The 23863-nt window shown below is 68.1% G+C and carries 20 protein-coding genes; 10 read left to right on the top strand and 10 right to left on the bottom strand.

The features are described from left to right. Positions 1–48: 48 nt before the first annotated feature. The gene (locus K8940_RS16905) at positions 49–768 is read left to right on the top strand and encodes a YceI family protein (RefSeq protein WP_223391242.1); all 720 of its coding nucleotides are present in this window, start codon (positions 49–51) and stop codon (positions 766–768) included. Here the strand turns inward: K8940_RS16905 and K8940_RS16900 are convergent. The 8 genes from K8940_RS16900 to trmFO form a co-directional block, all read right to left on the bottom strand. Beyond that, positions 765–1442, bottom strand: coding sequence for a TetR family transcriptional regulator (locus K8940_RS16900; protein WP_223391241.1), 678 nt, complete (start codon positions 1440–1442; stop codon positions 765–767). The genes K8940_RS16905 and K8940_RS16900 overlap by 4 nt on opposite strands. Further along, a complete protein-coding gene (locus K8940_RS16895; RefSeq protein WP_223391240.1) occupies positions 1439–2626 on the bottom strand; it encodes a urate hydroxylase PuuD in 1188 nt (395 codons plus the stop codon). The genes K8940_RS16900 and K8940_RS16895 overlap by 4 nt, the downstream gene beginning before the upstream one ends. Then, positions 2626–3150 carry a 2-oxo-4-hydroxy-4-carboxy-5-ureidoimidazoline decarboxylase gene (gene uraD / locus K8940_RS16890; RefSeq protein WP_223391239.1) on the bottom strand — a complete coding sequence of 175 codons (525 nt, stop codon included), beginning with the start codon at positions 3148–3150 and terminating at the stop codon, positions 2626–2628. The genes K8940_RS16895 and uraD overlap by 1 nt, the downstream gene beginning before the upstream one ends. Next, positions 3147–4061: an allantoinase PuuE gene (gene puuE, locus K8940_RS16885; protein ID WP_223391238.1), complete on the bottom strand. Its 915-nt coding sequence runs from the start codon at positions 4059–4061 to the stop codon at positions 3147–3149. The genes uraD and puuE overlap by 4 nt, the downstream gene beginning before the upstream one ends. Next, positions 4058–5278: a pyridoxal-phosphate-dependent aminotransferase family protein gene (locus K8940_RS16880; RefSeq protein WP_223391237.1), complete on the bottom strand. Its 1221-nt coding sequence runs from the start codon at positions 5276–5278 to the stop codon at positions 4058–4060. Before K8940_RS16880 ends, puuE begins: the two co-directional genes overlap by 4 nt. Continuing rightward, entirely contained in the window at positions 5275–6540 is a 1266-nt protein-coding gene (locus tag K8940_RS16875; protein ID WP_223391236.1) for an allantoate amidohydrolase, read from the bottom strand. Before K8940_RS16875 ends, K8940_RS16880 begins: the two co-directional genes overlap by 4 nt. A 280-nt stretch (positions 6541–6820) precedes the next feature. Beyond that, on the bottom strand, positions 6821–10228 hold the full coding sequence (locus K8940_RS16870) for a TonB-dependent receptor (protein WP_223391235.1): 3408 nt from the start codon (positions 10226–10228) through the stop codon (positions 6821–6823). Between the two features lie 452 nt (positions 10229–10680). Beyond that, positions 10681–12081 carry a methylenetetrahydrofolate--tRNA-(uracil(54)-C(5))-methyltransferase (FADH(2)-oxidizing) TrmFO gene (gene trmFO, locus K8940_RS16865; RefSeq protein ID WP_223391234.1) on the bottom strand — a complete coding sequence of 467 codons (1401 nt, stop codon included), beginning with the start codon at positions 12079–12081 and terminating at the stop codon, positions 10681–10683. Between the two features lie 97 nt (positions 12082–12178). On the opposite strand from trmFO, the gene K8940_RS16860 reads away from it, so the two are divergent. From K8940_RS16860 to K8940_RS16850, 3 genes are all read left to right on the top strand, one after another. Next, the gene (locus K8940_RS16860) at positions 12179–13123 is read left to right on the top strand and encodes a hypothetical protein (protein ID WP_223391233.1); all 945 of its coding nucleotides are present in this window, start codon (positions 12179–12181) and stop codon (positions 13121–13123) included. A gap of 130 nt (positions 13124–13253) precedes the next feature. Continuing rightward, complete coding sequence (locus tag K8940_RS16855) at positions 13254–14015, top strand: hypothetical protein (RefSeq protein WP_223391232.1); 762 nt, start codon at positions 13254–13256, stop codon at positions 14013–14015. Beyond that, on the top strand, positions 14016–14903 hold the full coding sequence (locus K8940_RS16850; RefSeq protein ID WP_223391231.1) for a hypothetical protein: 888 nt from the start codon (positions 14016–14018) through the stop codon (positions 14901–14903). 3 nt (positions 14904–14906) lie between these two features. On the opposite strand, the gene K8940_RS16845 is transcribed toward K8940_RS16850, so the two are convergent. Next, entirely contained in the window at positions 14907–15521 is a 615-nt protein-coding gene (locus K8940_RS16845) for a glutathione S-transferase family protein (protein ID WP_223391230.1), read from the bottom strand. A 164-nt stretch (positions 15522–15685) separates the two neighbouring features. Here K8940_RS16845 and K8940_RS16840 point away from each other — a divergent pair, with 164 nt between their 5' ends. Then, the gene (locus tag K8940_RS16840; RefSeq protein ID WP_223391229.1) at positions 15686–16597 is read left to right on the top strand and encodes a hypothetical protein; all 912 of its coding nucleotides are present in this window, start codon (positions 15686–15688) and stop codon (positions 16595–16597) included. An 80-nt stretch (positions 16598–16677) separates the two neighbouring features. Here K8940_RS16840 and uvrA read toward each other — a convergent pair whose 3' ends face one another. Continuing rightward, positions 16678–19587, bottom strand: a complete 2910-nt coding sequence (uvrA, locus tag K8940_RS16835) for an excinuclease ABC subunit UvrA (protein WP_223391228.1) — start codon at positions 19585–19587, stop codon at positions 16678–16680. A gap of 253 nt (positions 19588–19840) precedes the next feature. Between uvrA and K8940_RS16830 the strand changes: the two genes are divergently transcribed. The 5 genes from K8940_RS16830 to K8940_RS16810 all read left to right on the top strand — a co-directional run bounded on the left by K8940_RS16830 (position 19841) and on the right by K8940_RS16810 (position 23841). Then, positions 19841–20506 (top strand): hypothetical protein, encoded by a 666-nt coding sequence (locus K8940_RS16830; RefSeq protein WP_223391227.1) that lies wholly within the window; start codon positions 19841–19843, stop codon positions 20504–20506. 114 nt (positions 20507–20620) lie between these two features. Then, positions 20621–20782, top strand: coding sequence for a hypothetical protein (locus K8940_RS16825; RefSeq protein WP_223391226.1), 162 nt, complete (start codon positions 20621–20623; stop codon positions 20780–20782). A gap of 62 nt (positions 20783–20844) precedes the next feature. Beyond that, on the top strand, positions 20845–20958 hold the full coding sequence (locus K8940_RS16820; RefSeq protein ID WP_223391225.1) for a hypothetical protein: 114 nt from the start codon (positions 20845–20847) through the stop codon (positions 20956–20958). Beyond that, a complete protein-coding gene (locus tag K8940_RS16815; RefSeq protein WP_223391224.1) occupies positions 20915–22522 on the top strand; it encodes an ABC-F family ATP-binding cassette domain-containing protein in 1608 nt (535 codons plus the stop codon). The genes K8940_RS16820 and K8940_RS16815 overlap by 44 nt, the downstream gene beginning before the upstream one ends. 62 nt (positions 22523–22584) lie before the next feature. Then, on the top strand, positions 22585–23841 hold the full coding sequence (locus K8940_RS16810; protein WP_223391223.1) for a DUF3422 domain-containing protein: 1257 nt from the start codon (positions 22585–22587) through the stop codon (positions 23839–23841). The last annotated feature ends 22 nt before the right edge of the window (positions 23842–23863 follow it).

Genomic DNA, 23863 nt, shown 5'->3' with positions numbered 1-23863 from the left:
CCGGCGTCCGTTCAACGAGGCGAACCCGGAACCATCGGAGGGAAGCGTATGAGATCGATCCTGCCTGTCGTCGCCCTGCTGGCGCTGGCCGCCTGTTCGCCGCAGCCGGCCGACAAGACCGCCGAGGCGCCCGCCGCCGCGGCGCCGACGACGACCGCGCCAAAGCCGCCCAAGGCCGACATCCCGGCCGGCGACTACACCCTGGACAAGCACCACGCGACGCTGGTGTTCCGGGTCAGCCACCTGGGCTTCTCGAACTACACAGGCGCCTTCGCCGACTTCGACGCCAAGCTTCATTTCGACCAGAACAACGCCGCCGTCAGCACGCTGGAGGCGACGGTCAATCCGACGTCGCTGACCATCCCGGCCCCGCCAGAGGGCTTCCTGGCCGAGCTGACCGGCCCGCAGTGGCTGAACACGGCCACCTATCCGGCCATCACCTTCAAGTCGACCAAGGTCGAGACCACCGGCCCCGACACCGGCAAGGTCACGGGCGACCTGACCCTACACGGCGTCACCAAGCCGGTGACCCTGGATGTGACCTACAACGGCGGCTACACGGGCCATCCGATGGATCCGCACGCCCGCATCGGCTTCTCGGCCAAGGGCGCGTTCAAGCGGTCGGACTTTGGCATCGCCTATGGCGTGCCCGCGCCGGGCTCGACCATGGGCGTCAGCGACGAGGTCCAGGTGGCGATCGAGGCCGAGTTCAGCGGTCCGCCGCTGGCCGCCACGCCCTCGCCGGCCGCGCCGGCCAGCAATCCCTAGCGCGCGCCGCGCGTGAGATAGCCTTCGAGCAGCGCCAGGGCGTGGTCCAGCCGCGCCTTGCGCCACTCGGGCGCGCTCATGTCGGTGTCCAGGGTCGCCGACAGCGAGTAGCCGTTGGCCAGGTGGAAGCGGCTCATGGCCGCGATGGTCACGTAGATCTGCACCGGGTCGAGGTTCGGGCCGAAGATGCCCTTGGCCTGGCCGCTCTCGATCAGCCGCTCGATCGTCCGACGCAGTGGAAAGGCGGTCTCGGTCACCACCCGCGACTGCGAGGCGAACTTGCCGTGCTGCAGGTTCTCGTTGCGCAGCAGACCCTCGAAGCGCGGGTTCTTCTCGAAATAGTCGAAGGTGAAGCGCTGCAGCTCGAGGAAGCCTTCCAGCGGCTTGTCGAAGTCGATCTTCAGCTCGGCCTCGCGCGCCCGCAGGTCCATGTAGGCGCTTTCGAGGACGGCCATGTACAGGCCCTTCTTGTCCCCGAAGTAGTGGTACAGCATCCGGATGTTGCACTTGGCGGCCTTGACGATCTTCTCGATCCGGGCCCCGGCGAAGCCGGCCTGGGCGAACTCCTTCAGGGCCGCGGCGAGGATCGCCTTGCGGGTGCGTTCGGCGTTGCGCTTACGCGGCGCGCTGTCTGTCTCGGTCTTGATGGTCGCGTCCAGGACGGCGTCGGTCACGGGATCTTGGCTCCCTGTTTGATCCAGGCGCCCAGCTGGGCCCGCTCCTCATCGGTCATGCCGGTCTCGTTGCCAAGGGGCATGCTGGTCGAAGCCACCGCGCGCTCGTGGATTTTCGGCGCGTAGGTCTGGATGTGCTCAGGCGTGTCGAAGGTCGCGCCAAGCGGTGGGGCCGAGAAGCCGGGATGGGTCGGCGCGGCGCTGTGGCACATCACGCAGTGCTTCTGGATGATCGCCTGGGCGGTGGTGAAGGGGACCTGGCTGGAGACCTCGACCCTGTCCTTAGGCTTCATGGAGGCGATGGCCGTCGCGCCGAAGATCAGCATGGCGCCGTAGAACAGGAACTCGTGCCGGATCTTGCCGAAGTGGCGCTGGATGAAGAAGTAGCGGATCGAGATGGCCCCGGCGCTGATCATGGCCAGCAGCAGCCAAGCCTTCGGGTGGCCCGAGACGGCCGGATAGTGGTTGCTGATCATGATGAAGATGACCGGCAGCGTCATGTGGGTGTTGTGGACCGAGCGCTGCTTGCCCATCAGACCCAGGCGTGGATCGACGGGCCGGCCGGCCAGCATGTCGGCGACGATCTTGCGCTGGTTGGGGATGATGATCAGGAAGACATTCCCAACCATGCAGGTGCCGATGATCGCGCCCACGTGGATGAAGGCCCCGCGGTCGGAGAACAGTTGGGTGAGGGCCCAGGTCGCCGCCGTCAGGGTGGCGAACCAGACCAGGCCGAACAGCTTGCCGTTCTTGCCCAGCGGCGAGCGGCACACGGCCTCATAGACCAAGAGGCCGCCGAAGATGAAGGCCAGGCCGACGCCGATGGCCTGGCCCTGCGTGAAGGCGTGCTTGGCCGGGTCGATCAGATAGACCGGCGCGCCGACATAGTAGAGCACGGTCAGCAGGGCGAAGCCCGAAAGCCAGGTGGTGTAGGCCTCCCACTTGAACCAGTGCAGGTGGTCGGGCATGTGCGCCGGGGCCACCATGTACTTCTGCGAATGGTAGAAGCCGCCGCCGTGCACGGCCCACAGTTCGCCCTTCACGCCCTCCTTGGGCGGATCCGGATCGCGCAGATTGTTGTCCAGCCAGACGAAATAGAAGGACGCGCCGATCCAGGCCACGCCCGCGATCACGTGCAGCCAGCGCAGCGCCATGCCGGCCCAGGAAGCGAAGTCGTAGTCCATCAAGCGGTCACCGCGTCGAGCAGTCGAAGCTTGGAGATCAGGCCGATCTGCAGAATCGCCTCGGCGATCTCGGCCGCCTCGTCGTTGGCCGCGCGCGCCTCCATGGCCCGGAGGATCGAGGCCTTGTCGTTCAGGCGCACACAGATGATGAAGGGAAAGCCGAAGCGCGCGTTGTAGGCCGCGTTCAGCTCATGGAAGCGGGCGAACTCCTCCGGTGTCAGCCTGTCGAGCCCCGCGCTGGCCTGTTCAGCCGTGCTCTCGGCGGTCAGCGACCTGGCGATCGCCGCCTTGCCGGCCAACTCAGGGTGGGCGCGGATCAGGGCCAGCTTGTCCTCGGTCGAGGCCGCGTCCAGCACGGCCATCATCGCCGCGTGCAGGCCATCGATGCTCGTGAAGGGCCGCTCGTCCCAGGCGCGCTCGACGACCCAGGGCGACAGCTCGAAGGCGAAGCCCAAGGCGGTGGTGAAGCCCGTCTGGTTCATGCTGTTCAGCCGAGCCAGGGTCAGGGGCGGAGCGCCGCTCATGCTTTGGCCTCGTAAGGGTGGGTCGCGATCCAGTGGCGGGCGATGTCGATGCGCTTGGCCACCCAGACCTTGTCGTGGCGCGTGATGTGCTCGAGGAACCGCCGCAGCGCGCCGATGCGGCCGGGCTTGCCGACTACGCGGCAGTGCAGGCCCACGCTCATCATCTTCGGCGCGGTCTCGCCTTCCAGATAGAGGGCGTCGAAGGCGTCGCGCAGATAGGTGAAGAACTGCTCGCCGGTGTTGAAGCCCTGCGCCGCGGTGAAGCGCATGTCGTTGGCTTCCAGCGTATAGGGCACGATCAGCTGGGCGCGCCCGTGCTGGTCATCCCAGTAGGGCAGGTCGTCGGCATAGCTGTCGGCGTCGTAGACGAAGCCGCCTTCCTCGGCGACCAGGCGAGCGGTGTTGGGGCTGGTGCGGCCCTGGTACCAGCCCAGCGGCCGTTCCCCGGTCAGACGCTGCTGGATGTCGATGGCCTGCTGGATGTGCTCCAACTCCTGCTCGGGCGTGAAGTGCTGGTAGTCGATCCAGCGATAGCCGTGGCTGGCGATCTCCCAGCCCGACTTCATCATCGCCTCGACGGCGTCCGGATGGCGCTCCATCGCCTGGGCGACGCCGAACACGGTCAGCGGCAGGCCGAAGTCCTCGAAGAGGCGACGAATGCGCCAGAAGCCGGCGCGCGAGCCGTATTCGTACAGGCTCTCCATGGACATGTTGCGCATGCCCTGGATGGGCTGGGCGCCGACCATCTCCGACAGGAAGAACTCGCTGACCGGGTCGCCATGCAGGATCGACCGCTCGGCGCCTTCCTCGTAGTTCAGCACGAACTGCACGGCCACGCGCGCGTCGTTCGGCCATCGGGCCTGAGGCGGATGCTCGCCGTAGCCGATCAGGTCGCGGGGATAGGCGCTCATGCGAACACCTTGGCCGCCGCGTCGACGCCCGCGCCGGGGGGGGCCTGGAAGCCTTCCCAGCGCAGCACCGCCTCCAGCGCCGCCAGGGTCTGCAGGACGGCGTGCTTGCGGGCGTTCACGCCCATGGTCCCGATACGCCAGATCTTGCCGGCCAGGGGACCGAAGGCCGCGCCGATCTCGATCTCGAACTCGGTGCGCATCCGGGCCTTCACCCGGTCGTAGTCGACGCCGGCCGGAGCGATCACGCCGGTGACGTTGGTCATCTTGTGGGCTTGGTCGCCATAGACCGTCAGGCCCAGCGCCTCGATGCCGGCGACCATCGCCGCGCCCGCTTGAGTGTGTCGCGCGAAGCGGGCGTCGAGACCTTCCTCCAGAACGATCCGCGCGCATTCGCGCGAGGCGAACAGCATGCTGGCCGCTTCGGTGTGGTGGTTCAGACGCTTGTCGGACCAGTAGTCCATGATCATCGCCAGGTCGAAATAGTTGGAGGCGATGCGCCGGCCGTTGCCGGTCGCGCCCGCCGCCGCCAGGCCTTTCTCGACGTGGCGTCGGCCGAAGATGTGGTCGGCGGCGCGGTCGCTGATGGTGATCGGGGCCGAGCCCGAAGGACCGCCCATGCACTTCTGCAGCCCGGCGGTGACGATGTCGGCTTGCCAGTTATCCACAGGCACGCTCATGCCGCCCAGGGTGGCGGTGGCGTCGACATAGAGCAGGGCGTCGTGGCGGCGGCAGATCTCGCCGATCGCCTCGATCGGCTGGGCGATGGTGGTCGAGGTGTCGCCGTGGACGCAGGCCACCAGGCGCGGCTTCACACGGGTAACGGCGTCCTCGATGGCCTGCGGATCGACGGCCTTGCCCCATTCGCCCTCGACGAAGGTGACCTTGGCGTCGCAGCGCTCGGCGATCTCGGCCAGCAGCAGGCCAAAGCGCCCGGCATTGACCACCACGACATCGTCGCCCGGCGACAGGGTCGAGACCAGCGCCGCCTCGATGCCCGCGCGCGAGGTGCCGTCGACCAGGAAGGTCCAGCGGTTCGTGGTCTGGAAGACGCCGCGATACAGCGCCATGACCTCGTTCATATAGCCGGTGAACTCGGGGTCGAACTGGCCCAGCAACTGCACCGACATCGCCCGCAGCACGCGTGGGTGCACATTGATGGGGCCTGGACCCATCAGCAGGCGGGCGGGGTGGTCGAGCTCTTTAAATGTATCGGTCATGCGCGTTCGCGTCGTTCTAGCTTGTCGATGAAATGGAGCATGGCCTGGGCCGCCAGGGCGCAGTCGGCCTCGGTGACGGCCTCGGCCGGGTTATGGCTGATCCCGCCCTCGCAGCGGATGAACAGCATGGCGACGGGGCAGAGGTCGGCCATCACCATGGCGTCGTGACCCGCGCCCGAGGGGAGGCGCCGAGGCGAAAGGGAGAGGTCGGCGAGGGCCTCTTCCAGTAGACCCATCAGCGACGGATCGCAGGGGCTTTCGGCCAGGGCCTGCATCAGCTGGATCTCGGCCTTGAGGCCGCGCTTGGCGGCGATGGCGTGGATCTCGGCGCTGACGGTGATCACGGCCTCGTCACGTGTCGCCGAGGTCTCGGCGCGGATGTCCATCGAGAACTCGACCGCGCCGGGGATGACGTTGAACGCGCCGGGCAAGGCGGTCATGCGGCCGACCGTGCCCACCAGACCGCCGGTCCCCGCGCGGCAGATCCGCTCCAGGGCCAACATGCACTCGGCGGCGGCGGGGCCGGGGTCCTTGCGCAGGTTCATCGGCGTGGTGCCGGCATGGCCGGCGGTCCCGATGATCCTGACCATCAGCCGCTTCTGGGCGGCGATGGCGGTGACGACGCCCAGGGCCAGGCCCTCGGCTTCCAGCACTGGGCCCTGCTCGATATGCGCCTCCAGGAAGGCCAGCACGTCCTCGGGCTTGCGGGCGGCCGAGGCGATGCCGGCCGGATCGCCGCCGAACGCCGTCAACGCTTGCGCCACCGACACGCCCTCGGCGTCCTTCATCTCCAGGGCCATGGCGTCCAGCGTCCCGGCGATGGCGCGGCTGCAGCTCATCGAGGCGGGAAAGCGTGAGCCTTCCTCGTCGCCGAACGCCACGACCTCGATCGCGAAGGGCAGGCGGCGGCCGGCGGCGCGCAGCGCCTCGACCACGTCGACGCCCAGCATGATCCCGAGCGGGCCGTCATAGCGCCCGCCGTTGCGCACGCTGTCGATATGAGAGCCGATGATCAGCGCCTTGGCGCCCGGGCGCTCGCCCTCGTAGCGACCGATCAGGTTGGCGGCGGCGTCGCGGCGGACGCTCATGCCGGCGTCGGCCATCCAGCTGGACAGGGTCTCGAGGGCGGCTTCGTGCGCGGAGGTGAGGAACCGCCTGGTCAGCTGGCCCTCGGCCTCGCTGTAGGGCGGGGCGCCCAGCAGGTCGCAGCGCGCCTTGGCCCGAATACCGAGCAAGCCTCCGATGTCGACCGCGTCCGCCACCTTCGATTCGACCCCCGTACGTTCTGATCGCCGAGACACCAGGGATAGCAGGAGAGACTCGAAAGCCCCCGCCGGCAACCGCCCCCGCGCCGTCATTCCCGCGCGGGCGCCTCGACACGCGCCATCCACGAGCGGCGGCGCCTGTAGTTAAGTCATAAACTACTTACTTATGTGCGGCGAGAGGGCGCGGCCTTGGCGGCGGGCCGGCGGCAAAAAGAAAGGGCCGCGTCGATGACGCGGCCCCAGTTCAAGCGTTGGGAGGAAGTAACGCTTAGATCGGTCAGTAGACGAATCGGATGCCGGCGAAGATCGAGCGGCCCACGGCGGCGTAGCGCGTGGCGACCGGGTCGTTCTGGTAGGCCCAGCGGTTCTCGGCCTGGTTCGTCAGGTTCAGGGCGTCGACCGACAGGGTCATGTACTTGTTGAACTTGTAGGTCATCGAGCCGTCCAGGTTGAACGTGCTGCTGTTGCCCAGGAAGTCGTTGACCAGCGGCGAGTCGCAGAAGCCCGGCTCGCAGGTGCCGGTCGCGATCGGGTACTGCGTCCGGTACTTGGCGCGGTAGGCCGACGACAGGCGCACGCTGAACTTCTCGACCTCGTAGAAGACCGTGAAGTTGAAGGCGTCCGGCGAGGCGCCCGTGAACGGACCCTTGGCGGTGACCGCCGCCTGGTTCAGGCGGGCGTTGGCGGGGGTGACGATGTACTCGAGTTCCGACTCCAGGTGGGTGGCGTTGAACTGGACGCCCAGGTTCTTGAAGTACCAGGGCAGGAACGTCAGGTTCTGCTGGTAGTTGAACTCGATGCCGCGGATGTAGCCGCCCGGCGCGTTGCCGAACTGGCGGACGTCGAACGGGTTGTTGTTGTCGATATAGGCGATCGCCTGCGGGTTGGTCTGGGCCGCGCGCAGGGCCGCGATGGCGTCGGCGTCCATGAACGAGCTCAGGCTGGCCGACGACACCAGGGTCTGCGGGAAGCTCGAGATGTCCTTGTTGAACACGGCCACCGAGACCAGGGCGCCCGGCGCGAAGTACCATTCCAGCGACAGGTCCAGGTTGGTCGCGCGGAACGGATCCAGCTTCGGATTGCCGACCGTCAGCGAGCCACCGACCGTGGCGCCGTTGGACGGCACGCTGATCGAGGTCACGTTCGGCGCCAGGTTCGACAGCAGCGGACGGGCCATGACCTTGGCCGCGCCGAAGCGCAGCAGCAGGTTGTCATAGACCTCGTACGACACGTTCATCGACGGCAGGATGTCGTGGTACTTATTCGAGCCCGAGATCGGGCGCGAGGTGTTGGTCAGGCCGTCCGAGTCGACCTCGGTCAGGGCGTAGCGCGTGCCAACGTTGCCGCGCAGTTCGCGACCCAGGAATTCGGTGTCGAAGTCGAACTGGACGTAGGCGCTGGTGTCCTTCTCGTCGACCGAATAGCGGTTGGCCGCGCTGGCCAGATACGACAGGCGCCAGTCGCCGTACTTGTTGATGCAGTTGCAGTCGAAGCCGAACAGCTCGGTCATCTTCTTCAGGTCGGGCGCCAGGAAGGCGGTCGTGGTGCCGGCCGGGACGTTCAGGCCCGTGCCCCAGTTGATGACCTTGCTGACGGCCGCGACGTTCGAGCCGGCTTCCTTCAGGCTGGGGTTCAGGGTCTCGCCGGTCAGGCGGCGATATTCCGAGGTGCCGAAGCCGTACTTGCGCTGGCTGATGCCGAACTTGACGTCCGTGCTGTTGTCCAGGTGGTACTTGAAGTCGACGCGCATGGTCTCGTAGTCGTTGCGCGTATAGCGCTGGTAGTTCCGCAGGGCCGAGTAGCCCTTCACGAAGTCCCAGGCGCTGGCTTGGGTGGCGTCGAAGCCCAGGTTCAGGACCGGCATGTCGCCGCCGCCGCGCGCGTCATAGGTGACGTAGTCGTTGCCGGCCACGCCCTGGCCGCTGTCTAGGCGGATGAAGTCCGCCAGCAGGCCCTGGGTCTTGTTGTTCGACGAGGACTTACCGTAGACGGCGGTCATCGACAGGTTGTCGTTGAACTCGTGGTCCAGCTTCAGCGACGACTGGCGGAAATAGGTCGTGAAGAACGAGGCGTCGGCGGCCGAGCGCAGGTCGACATTACCCAGCTTCAGGTAGTCGGCGTTGGCGCCGGTGGGCGACAACGCGGCGTCGATCAACTTGACCGACGGGCGGCCAATGAACTGGGTCAGCATCGCCGTGCCGGTCGGGTCGGCCACGTAACCGACCGAGCCCGGGTTGTTGTAGTAGTCGTACGGGTCGAGGTTGTACGGGTTGTAGCTGTTGCTCATGCCCGAGACGAGCGCGCCGCCGTTCATCGACTGGCCGCAGTCGATGGCGTCCTGGATCGCGCTGGCGGCGCGGGCCGTGCAGCTGGCGTAGAGGGCGCGCTTGGCCGCGGCGGTGTCGCCGGCGGTGATGGTGTTCAGGGCGGCGTTGGTGTTGTTGCGATTCAGGCCGACGGTCTGGACCTGGTAGTTGACCGACGATTGCTCCAGTTCCGAATAGACCCAGTCCAGCGAGATGGTGGTGCGGCTGGTCGGGCGCCATTGCACGGCGCCGGTCAGGCCCGTGCGCTTCTGGTCCAGGTCCTGCTGGTTCAGCGTGGCCAGGGCCGGGATGCGGGTCAGGGCGCCGGGGGCGGTGATGCCCGAGCCGACGACCGTGGCGCTGGAGGGGTTGTTGACCAGGTTGTAGGCGGTCGGGTTCGAGCCGGTCAGGGCCGAGCAGACAGCGGCGTTAGTGATGTTGACGCCCGGGATCACGCCGTTGTTGCACGAGGTTCCGGTCGGGGCGGCGAAGCCCTGGCGACGCGGCGTCGCGGTGGTCGAGCCCGTGCCCAGGAACGTGGCCTGGCGGTAGGTGTAGTCCGACTGGCCAGCCTGGCGCTGGTAGCTGTCAATGATCTGGTTGCGCTTATTGTAAGCGACCGAGAACAGGGCGCCGAAGTCGCCCCAATTGGTTTCCCAGCGGTCCGAATAGAGGCCGGCGAAACGCGGCGAGTGGGTGCCGCCGTTCTTGTAGTAGGCGTCCTGCACCGACAGGGCCAGGCGACGGCCCTTGAAGTTCAGCGGCTTGCCGGTCTCCAGGTCGACCGTGGCGCCCAGCGAGCCTTCGTCGGTCTCGGCCGAGGCGGTCTTCTGGACCTTCAGGGCGCTGAACAGCTCCGAGGCGAAGGTGTTGAAGTCGAAGCCGCGCGAGCGGTTGGCGCTGTCGCCCGAGTTCGACGGACCGGCCGTCGACAGGGCTTCCAGGCCGTTCAGGCGGACGCGGGTGAAGTCGCTGCCCAGGCCGCGCACGGTGATGGTGCGGCCTTCGCCGTTCTCGCGGTCGATCGAGACGCCCGGCAGGCGCTGCAGCGATTCCGCCAGGTTGGCGTCCGGGAAGTCGGCGATGTCGTCGGCGTTGATCGCGTCGACCATCGTGTTCGAGTTGCGCTTCAGGTTCAGCGCGCTCTGCACCGCGGCGCGGTATCCGGTGACGACGATGGCGTCGACGGTGCTTTCCTCGGGAGCGGCCTCTGCGGGCGCGGGCGCGGCGGCGGGATCGGCGGCCGGCGCGGGGGCGGCTTGCTCCTGAGCGAGGGCGGCGCCCGTCGTCAGCGACAGGGCGGCGGCCACGGTCAGAGCCCCTAGCGAGGTCTGAGCCAGAAGCGCACAGGCGCGGCGATGCGTAGAACGAATTTGCACGGTTCCCTCCCGGAAAAGTTGAAAAGGGCCCGGCTCTTGTTATGAGCGGCCGGTCCCCGAAAACGGTGGTAGCGCTAACTGCAACCGGTGTCATTCGCAAGAGAAACCGGTGTCATTTGAAATTTTGTCGTTTTCGCTGAAAAAATAACGCCGCAATCCGGCCGCGTTCGGGATGGCGGAAATAATCGGTTATATACCGATCAAGGGGTTGAAAATTCTAAGGGAAGGTTGCGGCGGTTCGGGATACCCGCCGTTCGAAACGGACCCGTCGCAAGCTAGGCGCGGGCGCGATCCTTAAGGGCTCGGGGCCTTTGAATGTCGGGCAAGAGAGGTGTCATCCCGGCCGTGGCGCAGCGGATAGCCGAGACCCAGGAGCGGCCTCATCGCGCTTGGCCCCTGGGTCCCGGATAGCCTCCGTGAGGCTTCAGGGATGACGAGTAGAAGCGGAGGTTCTAGAGCCCCGCCCAGGCCTCGAGGTCCTTCAGCGCCCGCAGGCTCATCAGGCGTTTCTTGGCCCGGCCGCGCTCCTTCAGCGGGATCTTCTTGCCGTCCTCGTCGACCTTCGGCGCCTCGAGAGGGGGCAGCAGGCCGTAGTTGATGTTCATCGGCTGGAAGCTGCCCGGACCGTTGCCGGCCTCCAGATGGCCGCCGGTGATGTGTTCGACCAGCGCGCCCAGGGCGGTGGTCGGCGGCGGGGCGTCGATCGGCGCGCCCTTGCGGTCGGCGGCGGCGAAGCGGCCGGTCAAGAGGCCCATGGCCGCGCTCTCGACATAGCCCTCGACGCCCGTGACCTGGCCGGCGAAGCGCAGGCGCGGCAGGACCTTCATGCGCAGCGACCGGTCCAGCAGCTTGGGCGAGTTGATGAAGGTGTTGCGGTGCAGGCCGCCCAGGCGGGCGAACTGGGCGTTCTCCAGGCCCGGGATCATGCGGAAGGTCTCGGCCTGGACGCCGTGCTTCAGCTTGGTCTGGAAGCCGACCATGTTCCACAGCGTGCCTAGGGCGTTGTCCTGGCGCAGCTGGACGATGGCGTACGACTTCACGGTCGGATCGCGCGGGTTGGTCAGGCCGACCGGCTTCATCGGGCCGTGGCGCAGGGTCTCGCGGCCGCGCTCGGCCATCACCTCGATCGGCAGGCAACCGTCGAAATAGGGGACGTTCTCCCACTCCTTGAACTCGGACTTGGGGCCGGTCAGCAGGGCGTCGATGAAGGCCTCGTACTGCTCCTTGTTCATGGGGCAGTTGATGTAGGCGGCCGCGTCGCCGCCGGGACCCTCCTTGTCGTAGCGCGACTGGCGCCAGGCCTTGTCCATGTCGATGGACTCGAAATGGATGATCGGGGCGATGGCGTCGAAGAACGACAGCTGCCCCTCGCCGGTCATGTCCAGCACCGCCTGCGCCAGGGCGGGCGAGGTGAGGGGGCCGGTGGCGACGATGACGTTGTCCCATTCCTGGGGGGGAAGGCCGGCGATCTCCTCGCGCACAATGGTGACCAGCGGATGCTCGGAGAGGCGCTTGGTGACTTCGGCCGAGAAGCCGTCGCGGTCGACGGCCAGGGCGCCGCCCGCCGGCACCTGGTGCTGGTCGGCGCAGGCCATGATCAGGCTGTCCAGCTTGCGCATCTCGGCGTGCAGCAGGCCCACGGCGTTGAACTGCCAGTCGTCCGACCGGAACGAGTTGGAGCACACCATCTCGGCCAGGCCGTCGGTCTGGTGGGCGTCGGTGGTCACGCCCTCTCTACGCATCTCGTGCAGGATGACGGGCACGCCGCTCTGGGCGATTTGCCAAGCGGCTTCGGAGCCGGCCAGGCCTCCGCCAATGACGTGGACGGGCGAGTAGGTCGAATTCGTGGTCATGGTCGCGCCCTATACCCCCGGCTGTCGCTTGGCGAAACCTGCGTGTAGGCTCACGCAAGGATCAGGTCCTGCGCGCGTGGCGGGCATGGGAGGGGACATGGCGAGATTTTCCGTGGCCGAGGCGGCGACCGCCGGTCTTGGCGTGATCGGACGCAGGCCGCTGGCCGTCCTGGCCTGGGGATTGGTGATCTTCGTCGCGACAGCGGCGCCGATGTACCTGCTGCTCTGGGCGATGCGCCCGGACTTCGCGATGCTCATGCAGGTGGGGCAGCCGGGGCCGGCCAACGATCCCCAGATGATCGGGCGGTTCATGCGCCTGCAGTCGGGCGTGATGCTGTTCCAGCTGCTGTTCTGGCTGTGGGCCACCGGCGTGAAGGCGGTGATCTGCTCGGCCGTGTTCCGGGCCGTGCTGGAGCCCCAGGAGTCGCGTTTCGCCTATCTGCGGCTGGGCGCGCGCGAGGGCTGGCTGACCCTGCTGTTCCTGGTCGAGTACGTGCTCGCCTACATCGCCTGCTTCGTCCTGGCGCTGCTGGCCGTGGTCGTGGTGGCGATCGTCGCGATGGGCGGCGGCCCGCAGGCCCATGTAGCGGCGGTCTCGACGGCCGTGGTCATCGGGCTCGTCGCGCTGGTCCTGTTCCTGTGGCTGGCGCTGAAACTGTCGATGGCCGCGCCGATGACCTTCGTCGACCGGCAGTTCCGGCTCTTTGAGTCCTGGAGCTTCACCAAGGGACGCCTCGGCAAGCTGCTGGGCATGAGCGTGCTCCTGGTGGTGCTGCTGATCGGCATCGAGGTTCTGTTTGGCGGGTTGATGATGGGCGGCGTCTTCGCGCTGGGCGGGACGATGACCTGGCTGCTCGAGCCCGGCGCGGTGCAGGCGCTGGTGCGCGAGCCGCCATTGGAGATCGTCCGCAAGCTGGGCCCGGCCATCGCCATCGCCGGCGTGCTGCTGGTGGTGTTCTCCACCGTCGTCACCACCGTGTTCTGCGCGCCCTGGGCGGCGTCCTATCGGGCGCTGCTGAACGAAGATCCGGCGCGGGCGTAGCGGCGGCGCTACGACCGCTCGAAATCCGATTGCATCCGCGCGGCGCCATCGTCAGAACCGTGGCGAGGCCATAGATTGCGCGGGCTCGCGACGACTCGTCGGCGAGCCTCTTGCGAGAGGAACGGATCGGATGACGGACGGATCGGCCAGCGTCGGCGGCGCGTTGCGCGCGGGCGTGTCCGACCTGGGCGCGTCGATCAACGCGTGCTGGGCGGCGCTGCTGGTCGCGATCGTCCTGACCGTGGTCGCCGGCTATCTGCCGCCGGGCGCGCGCCTGCTGGCTGTCCTGGCCGCCGGCGTCATCGCCCAGGGCGCGCTATTCCGCCGCGCGTTCGGACGCGCTTCGGGCCTGAAGGGCCTGCGCTGGGGACGCGACGAGTGGCGGCTGCTGGGCGGGCATTTTCTGGTGCTGGGCCTCTTCCTGCTGATCGGCTCGATCCTGCTGGTGGCGATCGGCGCCGTCGCGCTGGGCGTCGCCCGCGCCAGCGCGCCCAACCTCGACGTCGGTTCCGCCCAGGCCTGGAAGGCCGCCCTGGCCAACGCCGGTCCGGGCGGCGTCGTCGCGGGCCTGGCTCCGCTGGCCGGCCTGGCCATTCTGGTCTGGCTGGGCCTGCGCCTGTCCTTCACCGCTCCGGCCACGGTCGAGCAGTCCGGCGTGCGGGTGCTGAGCGCCTTTCCGCTGACCAAGGGGCGCGTGCCGGCCCTCCTGGCGATCGGCGTGATCCTGGGCCTGCCGGTGGCGCTGGTCGGGGTCCTCTTCGGCCTGGCCCCGCCCCAGGGCGTCGGCTTTACGGCGGGCGCCGCCACGATCGTCTATCTCTATCTGGCGCCGGCCTGGGCTGGAGCGCTGACCCATATCTACCGCCAAAGCGCGGTCTCTCAGGACGCCTAGATGTCAGTTCGCCCCGTCGACGCCGCTCTCCAAGGCCTGCGGATCATGCGGCGCAAGCCGTTGCCGGTGCTGGCCTGGGCGACCTTCTCGCTGGTCATGCTGCCGATCCTGGGCCTGTTCGCCAAGATCGTGCTGGGCGACGAGGGCCGCGCCGCCCTGGCCGGACGCGCCGGATCGGCCGATCCCCGAGAAATCCTCGACCTCGTCACCCATCTGGGCGGGGTCATGGTGCTGCTGATCGCCCTGGCCCTGTTCCTGGGCTCGGTGCTGCAGGCGGCGATCATCCGTTCGGTGATCGAGCCCAAGAACGACCGCTTCGCCTATCTGCGCCTGGGCAAGGAAGAGCTTCAACTGCTGATCGTCTCTCTGATCACCTGGGCCGCGGCCCTGGGCGTGACGGTGATCCCGTCCGGCGCGGTGGTGCTGGGGGCCTCCCTGCTGTCGGGCGCGGCGGCCGGCTGGTTCGCCACCCTGGGCGCCCTGGCGGTGATCGGCCTGTCGCTATGGGTGGCCGTGCGCCTGTCGTTGCTGGGGCCGCACGCCTTCTCGCATCATCACATCGACCTCCGCGAGGCCTGGGTCCAGACCCACGGCCAGTTCTTCCGCCTGCTGGGGATGTACATCCTGGCCATCGCCCTGAGCTTCCTGGTCTCGATCATCGGCGCGACGGTCTCGAGCATCATCGGCAATGTGGTCGGCGGCGGCGTCGACCCGACGAGCGGCGGCGACGTGGTGGCCAGCCATCCGCGCCTGATCCTGGTGCTGCTGGCCAACCTGTTGCTGGCCCCGATCTTCCTGACCCTGCAGACCGTGATCCTGGTCGCCGCCCCGGCCCGCGCCTTCGCCCACCTGAACCAGGACGAGATCGACGCGGGCCTGCACGACTAGGGGCTAGGCGCCCGCGCTGGGCCTGGCCGCCATCCGTTCGCGCCAGGCCAGCACGTTCCTGGCCTCGGCCGGGGTCGCCAGGCCCACGAAGTCGGCGAAGTCCAGGGTGGTCTGGGCGACGATGTCGGCGATCGTATAGGTCTCGCCCGTGAGATAGGGGCGGCCATCGGACAGCTCGCGGTCCAGCCACGCCTGGGCCTTGTCGACCACCTCGCGGTTGGATTCCCCGAATTCGACATTCTGCTTCAGCAGCCGCGCGGTCAGCGGATGGGCGTGACGCCAGTACATGCCGACCGGGACCATCACCCGGAACTCGATCCGGCGCGTCCACATCTCGACCTGGGCCTGTTCCAGCGCTGAGACGCCGAACAGCGGCGGGTCGGGGTGCAGCGCCTCGAAATAGCGGCAGATGGCGACGGTCTCGCTGATGGTGGTCCCGTCGTCCAGCTCCAGCACCGGCACCTGGCCCAGGCTGTTGCGCGCCAGATGCTCGGGCGACCGGTGGCCGCCCTGGCGCAGGCCGATCGGGATCTCGGGAACCTCCAGGCCCTTCTCGGCCAGGAAGATCCGCACCCGGCGCGGATTGGGCGCGGGCATGGCCTCGCCATAGAGCTTCATCGCATCCTCCCGGTTCACGGCGGCGCTGATGGCCACCTTTCAAACGGATGTTAGACGCACTCGTGCTCGCCGCAACCCCGGACGAAAAAGCCGCGTTCGACACTGTCGAAGCGACGCGAACCTTGTTAGGGCTACGGCCTGTTCGCCAGCTGGATGAGCCCGCCATGTCCAAGTTCTCGCCCTCCGACGCGGCCTTCTCCGGTTTCCGACTGGTGCGGGAAAACCTGAAGACGGTGGCCCTGTGGGCGCTGATCATGACGGTGGTGTCCATCGCCTACAGCGTGGTGATGATCCACTTCTTCGGCGACGAGCTGAACGGGCTCTCGACCTACATGCAATCGGCCGGGAGCGAGCCGGACCCGAACGAGCTGGCGGCCGCGTTCGCCAAGGTCGTGCCGGTCACCCTGCTGTCCGTGCCGTATCTGGTGCTGGTCAACGCGGTGATGTTCGCCGGGGTGAACCGCCTGATCCTGCGCCCCCACGAGGGCGGGCTGCTGCGACTGCGGCTGGGCGGCGACGAGCTGCGCCAAGCCGCCATCTGGGTGCTGTTCAACGTGACCCTGTTCGGCGCGTTCCTGATCGGCAGCGTGCTGACCGAATTCTTCGCCGTGATGAAGGACGCGATCGGGGCGCTGCTGGCGCTGCTGGCCTTCGTCGGCACGCTGGGCGGCGTCGTCTACCTGGCCATTCGGCTGTCCCTGTCCTCGGCGGCGACCTTCGACGCCGGCAAGGTGGTGTTCTTCCGCTCCATGCCGCTGACCAAGGGCCAGTTCTGGCCCCTGATGGGGGCCTACTTCCTGGCCGTCGTCATGTGCGTGATCGTGTTCCTGCTGCTGTTCACGATCATCTCGGCCGTCGCCACGATCATTTCCGGCGATATCGGCGCCGCGGGGCGGTTGATGCAGGCCGACAGCAGCTCGCTGAAGGCGTTCTTCACGCCGATGGGTATCGCCCAGACGATGTTCTCGGGCCTGATGTCGGTGCTGACGACGCTGATCATCTTCGCGCCGGCCCCGACCATCTACAAGGCGCTGCGCGAGGGCCAGGCCGCCGCCGAGGGCAACGGCGGCTGGTAGGCTCGGAGGCCTCGTCCAGAAGACGAACGCCCCGGAGATCGCTCTCCGGGGCGTTGTTCATTTCAGGGATGGCGTGAAGCTCAGGCCCGCTTGGCCTTCTTCAGCTCGGCCACCCGCGCCTTGCGGCGTTCCTCGTGGCGGTCCAGCAGCTCCTTGAGGTAGCGGCCGGTCCAGCTGGCCTCGACCTTGGCCACGTCCTGGGGCGAGCCGGTGGCGACGATCTGGCCGCCGCCGTCGCCGCCCTCGGGGCCGAAGTCGATCAGCCAGTCGGCGGTCTTCACCACGTCCAGGTTATGCTCGATGACCACCACGGTGTTGCCCTGGTCGGCCAGCTCGTGCAGCACCTCCAGCAGCTTCTTGGTGTCCTCGAAGTGCAGGCCGGTGGTCGGTTCGTCCAGGATGTACAGGGTCCGCCCGGTGGCCCGGCGCGACAGCTCCTTGGACAGCTTCACCCGCTGCGCCTCGCCGCCCGACAGGGTCGTGGCCTGCTGGCCGACCTTGATGTAGCTGAGGCCCACGCGCTTGAGGGTCTCCATCTTGTCGCGGATCGGCGGCACGGCCTTGAAGAAGTCGGCGGCCTCCTCGACGGTCATGTCCAGGACGTCGGCGATCGTCTTGCCCTTGAACAGCACGTCCAGGGTCTCGCGGTTGTAGCGCTTGCCCTTGCAGATATCGCAGGTGACGTAGACGTCGGGCAGGAAGTGCATCTCGATCTTGATGACGCCGTCGCCCTGGCAGGCCTCGCAGCGGCCGCCCTTGACGTTGAACGAGAACCGGCCCGGGCCGTAGCCGCGCGCCTTGCTCTCCGGCAGGCCCGCGAACCAGTCGCGGATCGGGCCGAAGGCGCCGGTATAGGTCGCCGGGTTCGAGCGCGGGGTGCGGCCGATGGGCGATTGATCGATGTCGATGACCTTGTCGAACTGCTCCAGCCCCTCGATCCGCTCGTGCGGCGCGGGGGCGTCGCTGGCGTTGTTCAGGCGGCGCGCGGCGGCCTTGTACAGGGTCTCGATCGTGAAGGTCGACTTGCCGCCGCCCGACACGCCCGTGATGCAGGTGAAGGTCCCGACCGGGATCTCGGCCGTGACGTTCTTGAGGTTGTTGCCGGTCGCGCCGACGACGCGCAGCACCTTCTTCTTGCTGATCGGCCGGCGCTCCTCGGGCACCTCGATCTCGCGCGCCCCGGTCAGATAGGCGCCGGTCAGGCTCTTGGGGTTGGCCATGATCTCGGCCGGCTTGCCCTGGGCGACGATCTCGCCGCCGTGGACGCCCGCGGCCGGGCCCATGTCGATCACATAGTCGGCGGTGAGGATGGCCTCCTCGTCATGCTCGACCACCAGCACCGAATTGCCCAGGTCCCGCAGGCCCTGCAGCGAGGTCAGCAGGCGGGTGTTGTCGCGCTGGTGCAGGCCGATCGACGGCTCGTCCAGCACGTAGAGCACGCCGGTCAGGCCCGAACCGATCTGGCTGGCCAGACGGATACGCTGGCTCTCGCCGCCCGACAGGGTGCCCGAGCCGCGCGAGAGGTTGAGATAGTCGAGGCCGACGTCGACCAGGAACCGCAGGCGGTCGTTGATCTCCTTCAGGATCCGCCGGGCGATCTCCATCTGCTTGTCGGTCAGCTTGCCTTCCAGGCTGGCGAACCAGTCGCGGGCCGGACGGATGGCCAGCATCGAGACCTCGGCGATGTCCATGGCGTCGATCTTGACGGCCAGGGCCTCGGGCTTCAGGCGCTTGCCATGGCAGGTCTCGCACGGGGTGTCGGACTGGTAGCGGCCCAGTTCCTCGCGCACCCAGCTGCTGTCGGTCTCGCGCCAGCGGCGCTCCAGGTTCGGCAGCACGCCCTCGAAGGGCTTCTCGACCTCGTACTTCCGCGCGTTGTCGTCGTAGGTGAACTTGATCTTGGTCCCCTTGGACCCGTTCAGCACCACGTCGCGGGCGTCCAGCGACAGCTTGTGCCACGGCTCGTCCATCGAGAAGCCGTAGTGCCGCGCCAGGGCCTGCAGGGTCTGGGTGTAGAGCGGCGACGGACCCTTCGCCCAGGGCGCGACCGCGCCCTTGTGCAGGCTCTTGTCCTTGTCCGGGATCACGAGGTCGGCGTCGAAGGCCAGCTTCGCGCCCAGGCCGTCACAGACCGGACAGGCGCCCGCCGGATTGTTGAACGAGAACAGGCGCGGCTCGATCTCGGCGATCGTGAAGCCGCTGACCGGGCAGGCGAAGCGTTCCGAGAACAGGATGCGCCGCGGCTCCTTCTCGCCTTCCTCGATGTTGGCGAACTCGGCGACCGCGAGCCCGTCGGCGAGGCGGAGCGCCTGCTCGATGGAGTCGGCCAGACGCTGCTCCATGTCGGGCTTGGTCACCACGCGGTCGACGACCACGTCGATGTCGTGCTTGAACTTCTTGTCGAGGACCGGGGCGTCCTCGATCGGATAGAACTCGCCGTCGATCTTCAGCCGCTGGAAGCCGGCCTTCTGCCACTCGGCGATCTCCTTCTTGTACTCGCCCTTGCGGTCGCGAACGACCGGGGCCAGCAGGTAGAGACGCGTGCCTTCGGGCAGGGCGGTGATCTTGTCGACCATCTGGCTGATGGTCTGGCTCTCGATCGGCAGGCCGGTGGCGGGCGAGTAGGGGATCCCGACCCGCGCCCACAGCAGGCGCATGTAGTCGTGGATCTCGGTCACCGTGCCCACGGTCGAGCGCGGGTTGCGGCTGGTGGTCTTCTGCTCGATCGAGATCGCCGGCGACAGGCCCTCGATCAAGTCGACGTCGGGCTTGCTCATCAGTTCCAGGAACTGACGGGCATAGGCCGACAGGCTTTCCACGTAACGACGCTGGCCCTCGGCATAGATCGTGTCGAAGGCCAGGGACGACTTGCCCGAGCCCGACAGGCCGGTCAGCACGACCAGCTCGCCACGCGGGATGTCGACGCTGACGTCCTTCAGATTGTGCTCACGGGCGCCGCGAACGCGGATGAAGTTCAGTTGCTCAGCCATGTTTTCCGGAACGTTGGGCCGCACGATTGGTGGCGGCGCAGCGGCTATATGTAGGGCTCAAGGCGCGAATTAACACAAGAACAAGATGCGAACAAATGTCGCGCACGCGCGGCGTCGTTCCTGCTGACAGCGGATGTCAGCAGCGGCGCCCCGCACAAGGCGCCGCTTGGTCACGCGAAGGCCTCGAAAGCGGCGCCATCGGCGCGCGTCCTGCCGTCCAGCTTAACCAGAGGTGGCGGGGATGGCGCGGGGCGTGTGGACCAGACGATGGCTCGCCATCTCGGGCGGCGTCCTGGTCAACGGTCTGATCCTGGGCGCATTGGTGCTGATCGAGGAGCCGCCGCCGCATGTCGAGGACGCTCCAGTGCTCCTGCTGGACCTGGAGCGGCCCGACCGACAGAAGTCGCCGACATCGCGGGCCGCCGCCCGTTCACCCGCCGTGTCGGCGACGACTCAGGCGCCGAAAGCCCCTTCGTCGGCGCCGATCGTGGACGGCCTGGCCGTCTCGAACGAGGCCGCCGCCACGCCGCCCGCCATCGATCCGGCCTGGCGCATGGACCGGAAGACGATCGACCGCTGGCGCATCACGGAGGGCGTGCCCGAGTGGGGATGGGGCCGATACTATCGGGCGTGCAAGGGTCTCAGCAGCGAGCACATGACGCCGGACGAGAAGGAGCGCTGCTATGCCGGCTGGGGCGGCAAGCGCGACAGACGCCCATCGCCAGGATTCATCGGCCCGATCGACGAAACGCAGTGGGAAAGCCCCCAGCCGGAGCTTCCCTCGCGCTATGAGAAGGAAGGACCGCGCAAGCAGCGCTGCCGCGACTACCGCCGGGGGCGGACGCCCGGCTTCAGCGAACGGAACCTGGCCTCCACCGGCAGTCCCCCGCCCAGTCTTCGCGAAGGCGGCTGTTTCTGAGCGTCGCCGTTCGGATTTCCTAAACCCTGTTTGGAAGCGGGTTCTTCAGTCCACGCATGATCTAAGCGCCACGATCGGGCAGAAGCTCGACCTTGATACCGAGGAAGAACGGTCGTGGCCAAGAAGGACGGCGGCAGCGGAAAGCAGGACGCCAAGCAGCAGGCGTTCGACGCGCTGAAGGTCGGCAAGCCGCGCTCGGTGATCATCGACATGATGGTGTTCTGCGGCGGGATCGGTTCGCTGGTCTGGGTGCTGCACGCGATGGCTCCTACCTAGGCTGGCGACGGCCACGCTTGTCGCCTCGGGCGCGGGCGCGTAAAAACCCGCCTTCCCATCCGATGGAGGCTCTCATGATCAGCAAGACGGAAGACCGCTTCGTCCTTCCCGTTTTCCTGACCGTGGGTTCGCATGTTCTTCGTCACCCTGGATTCCGTTTCCGCCGCCACGCCTGACGGCCGGCTTCTTTTCGAAAACCTGAACCTTTCCATCGGGACCGAGCGCATCGGCCTGGTGGGCCGCAACGGTGCTGGCAAGTCGACCTTGCTGGCGCTGATCGCGGGCGCGCGTGCGCCGCTGGCCGGGACCGTCGCCCGCGCGGGGACGGTCGCGACCCTGGACCAGACGCCCGACGTCTCCGAGGGCGCGCGGCTGGTCGACCTGCTCGGCGTCGGCCCGGACTGGGATCGCCTGTCGCGCATCGAGCGCGGGGAAGCCGACGAGACCGATCTCTCCGAAGCCGATTGGGATCTGCCCGGACGCCTGGACCAGGCCTTGGCCGATCTCGGCCTGGCGGGCCTCGATCCCGAGCGGCTGACGGCGGCGCTGTCGGGCGGCCAGGCGACGCGAGCGGGCCTCGCACGCCTCCTGATCGCCCGGCCCGACGTGTTGCTGCTGGACGAGCCGACCAACAACCTCGACGCCGAGGCGCGCGGGATCGTGGCCAGGGTGCTGGCCCGCTGGCGCGGCGGGGCGGTGGTGGTCAGCCACGACCGGAGCCTGTTGCGCGGCATGGACCGCATCGTCGAGCTGTCGTCCCTGGGCGCGAAGTCCTACGGCGGCGGCTGGGACCTCTATGCCGAACGTCGGGCGGCCGAGGCCGAGGCCGCCCAGCGCGACCTCGATCACGCCGAGAAGGAGGTCCGCCGTGTCGCCCGCGAGACTCAAGTGGCCCGCGAACGCAAGGACCGTCGCGACGCCGCCGGCCGCAAGTTCGCCGACCGGGGCGGGACGCCGAAGATCGTGCTGGGCATGATGGCCGAGCGGGCCGAGACCAGCGGCGCGCGCGAGGGCCGGCTGGCCGACAAGCTGGCGACCCAGGCGGCGGAGGCCAAGGCTTCCGCCGAGGCCCGCGTCGAGCGCGCCCGGACCCTGGGCTTCGACCTGCCGTCCAGCGGCCTGCCGGAGGGGCGGACGGTGTTGACCTTCGACGACGTGGCCTTCGCCTGGCCGGACGGAGCGCAGGTGGTCCAGGGCCTGTCGTTTCGCATCGCCGGGCCCGAGCGCGTGGCGGTCTCGGGTCCGAACGGGACGGGCAAGACAACGCTGATCCGCCTCGCGACCGGCGATCTCTCGCCAACGGCGGGCGCGGTTAAGCTCTCGGTTCCCGTCGCCCTGCTGGACCAGCGGGCGGCGCTGCTGAACGACGACGAGACGATCCTGCAGAACTTCCGCCGCCTGAACCCGGCCGCTAGCCAGAACGACGCCCACGCGGCTCTAGCGCGGTTCCTGTTTCGCAACACCGCCGCCCACCAACTGGCCGGGACGCTGAGCGGCGGCGAGCGTCTGCGCGCGGCCCTGGCCTGCGTGCTGAGCGCGGCCGCGCCGCCTCAGCTGCTGATCCTGGACGAGCCGACCAATCATCTGGACCTGGCTTCGATCGAGGCCGTCGAGGCGGCGCTGTCGGGCTATGACGGGGCGCTGCTGGTGGTCAGTCACGACGCCGATTTCCTCGCGGCGATCGGTGTCGAGCGCTGGATCCGGCTCAAATCAGGTGACGCGCCGGACGATGTTCGCTAAGTCTATGTGACCGGTAACATTGGGCGTGACCCCATGACCCGGCGTCGCAGGGCGAGGACGAGATGGACGGCGGTCGGGACCACCCGCTTCGGGTGACGTTGAGCGAACTGATGCACCTGAGGGCGTTGCCGCTGGACCGCGCGCCGCTCCGCCTGCGCCAATGGGTGTTCCTGGTCGATCCCGATGCGCGAACGGCGGAGGCGGCCTTCGTGTCCCTGTTCGCGCCGGGACAGGATCCCACCCTGGGCCGGGTCGTCGTCGCTGACGAGGACGGCGGCTGGTTGTGGGAGCGGCACCAGGAGTTCTCGACCTGGACCTGGTTCGCCCACGGCCCCCTGGGACGCGACCTCGGTTTCCAGCCGCAACCGGAGGCGAGCTTCTTCTGGCTGGATGGCGCGCCGGGCCAGGTGTTCCGGGGCGTCGAGATCTCGGTCTCGGCCCCTGGCGTCGCGCCGCCCACCGACACGGATCTGGGCCGTCACATCGACCTGCAGCATTGCGTCTCGTGCGAGGCGTTCGACGGGGCGGCGCGGATCTGGACCGACTTCCGTCTGCGCGAGGGTGGGGCGGGCCGCATCCACGTCCAGAACCTGTCCCTGGCCAACGACGAGGTTTCGCGACTGGTCCAGACCCTGCTGGAGATCGGCAACTATCGGAAGCTGGCGCTGATCGGCTTCCCGCCGGCCCGCGAGCTCCTGGCCTGGCTGGACGGGGCCGAGGCGCGGCTGGCGGCGATCACCAGCGGACTGGCGGCCGGCGAGGATAGCCAGGCGGTGCTGGACCGCCTGCTGGCCCTCTCGGCCGAGGTCGAACTGCGCGCCGCTAGGAGCCGCTTCCGGCGCGGGGCGACCGAGTCCTATCACCGCCTGACCCTGGACCGGCTGGAGGCCCTGCGCGAGCGGCGGATCGCGGGCCACTCGACCATGAGCGAGTTCATCGCCCGCCGCCTCCTGCCGGCCATGCGCACGCGCCAGGCGGCCGACCGGCGGCTGGACGACCTGTCCCTGCGCATCGCCCGCAGCGGCGACCTGCTGCGCACCAAGCTGGGCCTGGCCCAAGACCGCCAGAACCAGGAGACCCTGCGCGGCATGGACGCCAGCCTGCAGCTCCAGACCAAGCTGCAGGGACTGGTCGAGGGTCTGTCGATCTTCGCGGTCGGCTACTACGTGCTGGGCCTGCTGGGCTATCTGTTGAAGCCCTGGTTGCACGGCTGGCCGGGTCTGGGCGAACACCTGCTGTCGGCCCTGGTCCCGCTGGTGCTGATCGCCGTGGCCGCCAGCCTGCACCGGCGCAAGAAGCGGTTGATCGACGGAGAGTAGCGCGATCGCGGCCGAGGTCTTA

This window comes from Caulobacter segnis (genome assembly GCF_019931575.1).
GTDB classification, from domain to species: domain Bacteria; phylum Pseudomonadota; class Alphaproteobacteria; order Caulobacterales; family Caulobacteraceae; genus Caulobacter; species Caulobacter segnis_C.
The sequence above is the reverse complement of the archived record's forward strand: the minus strand, read 5'-3'. Positions and strand labels throughout refer to the sequence as shown.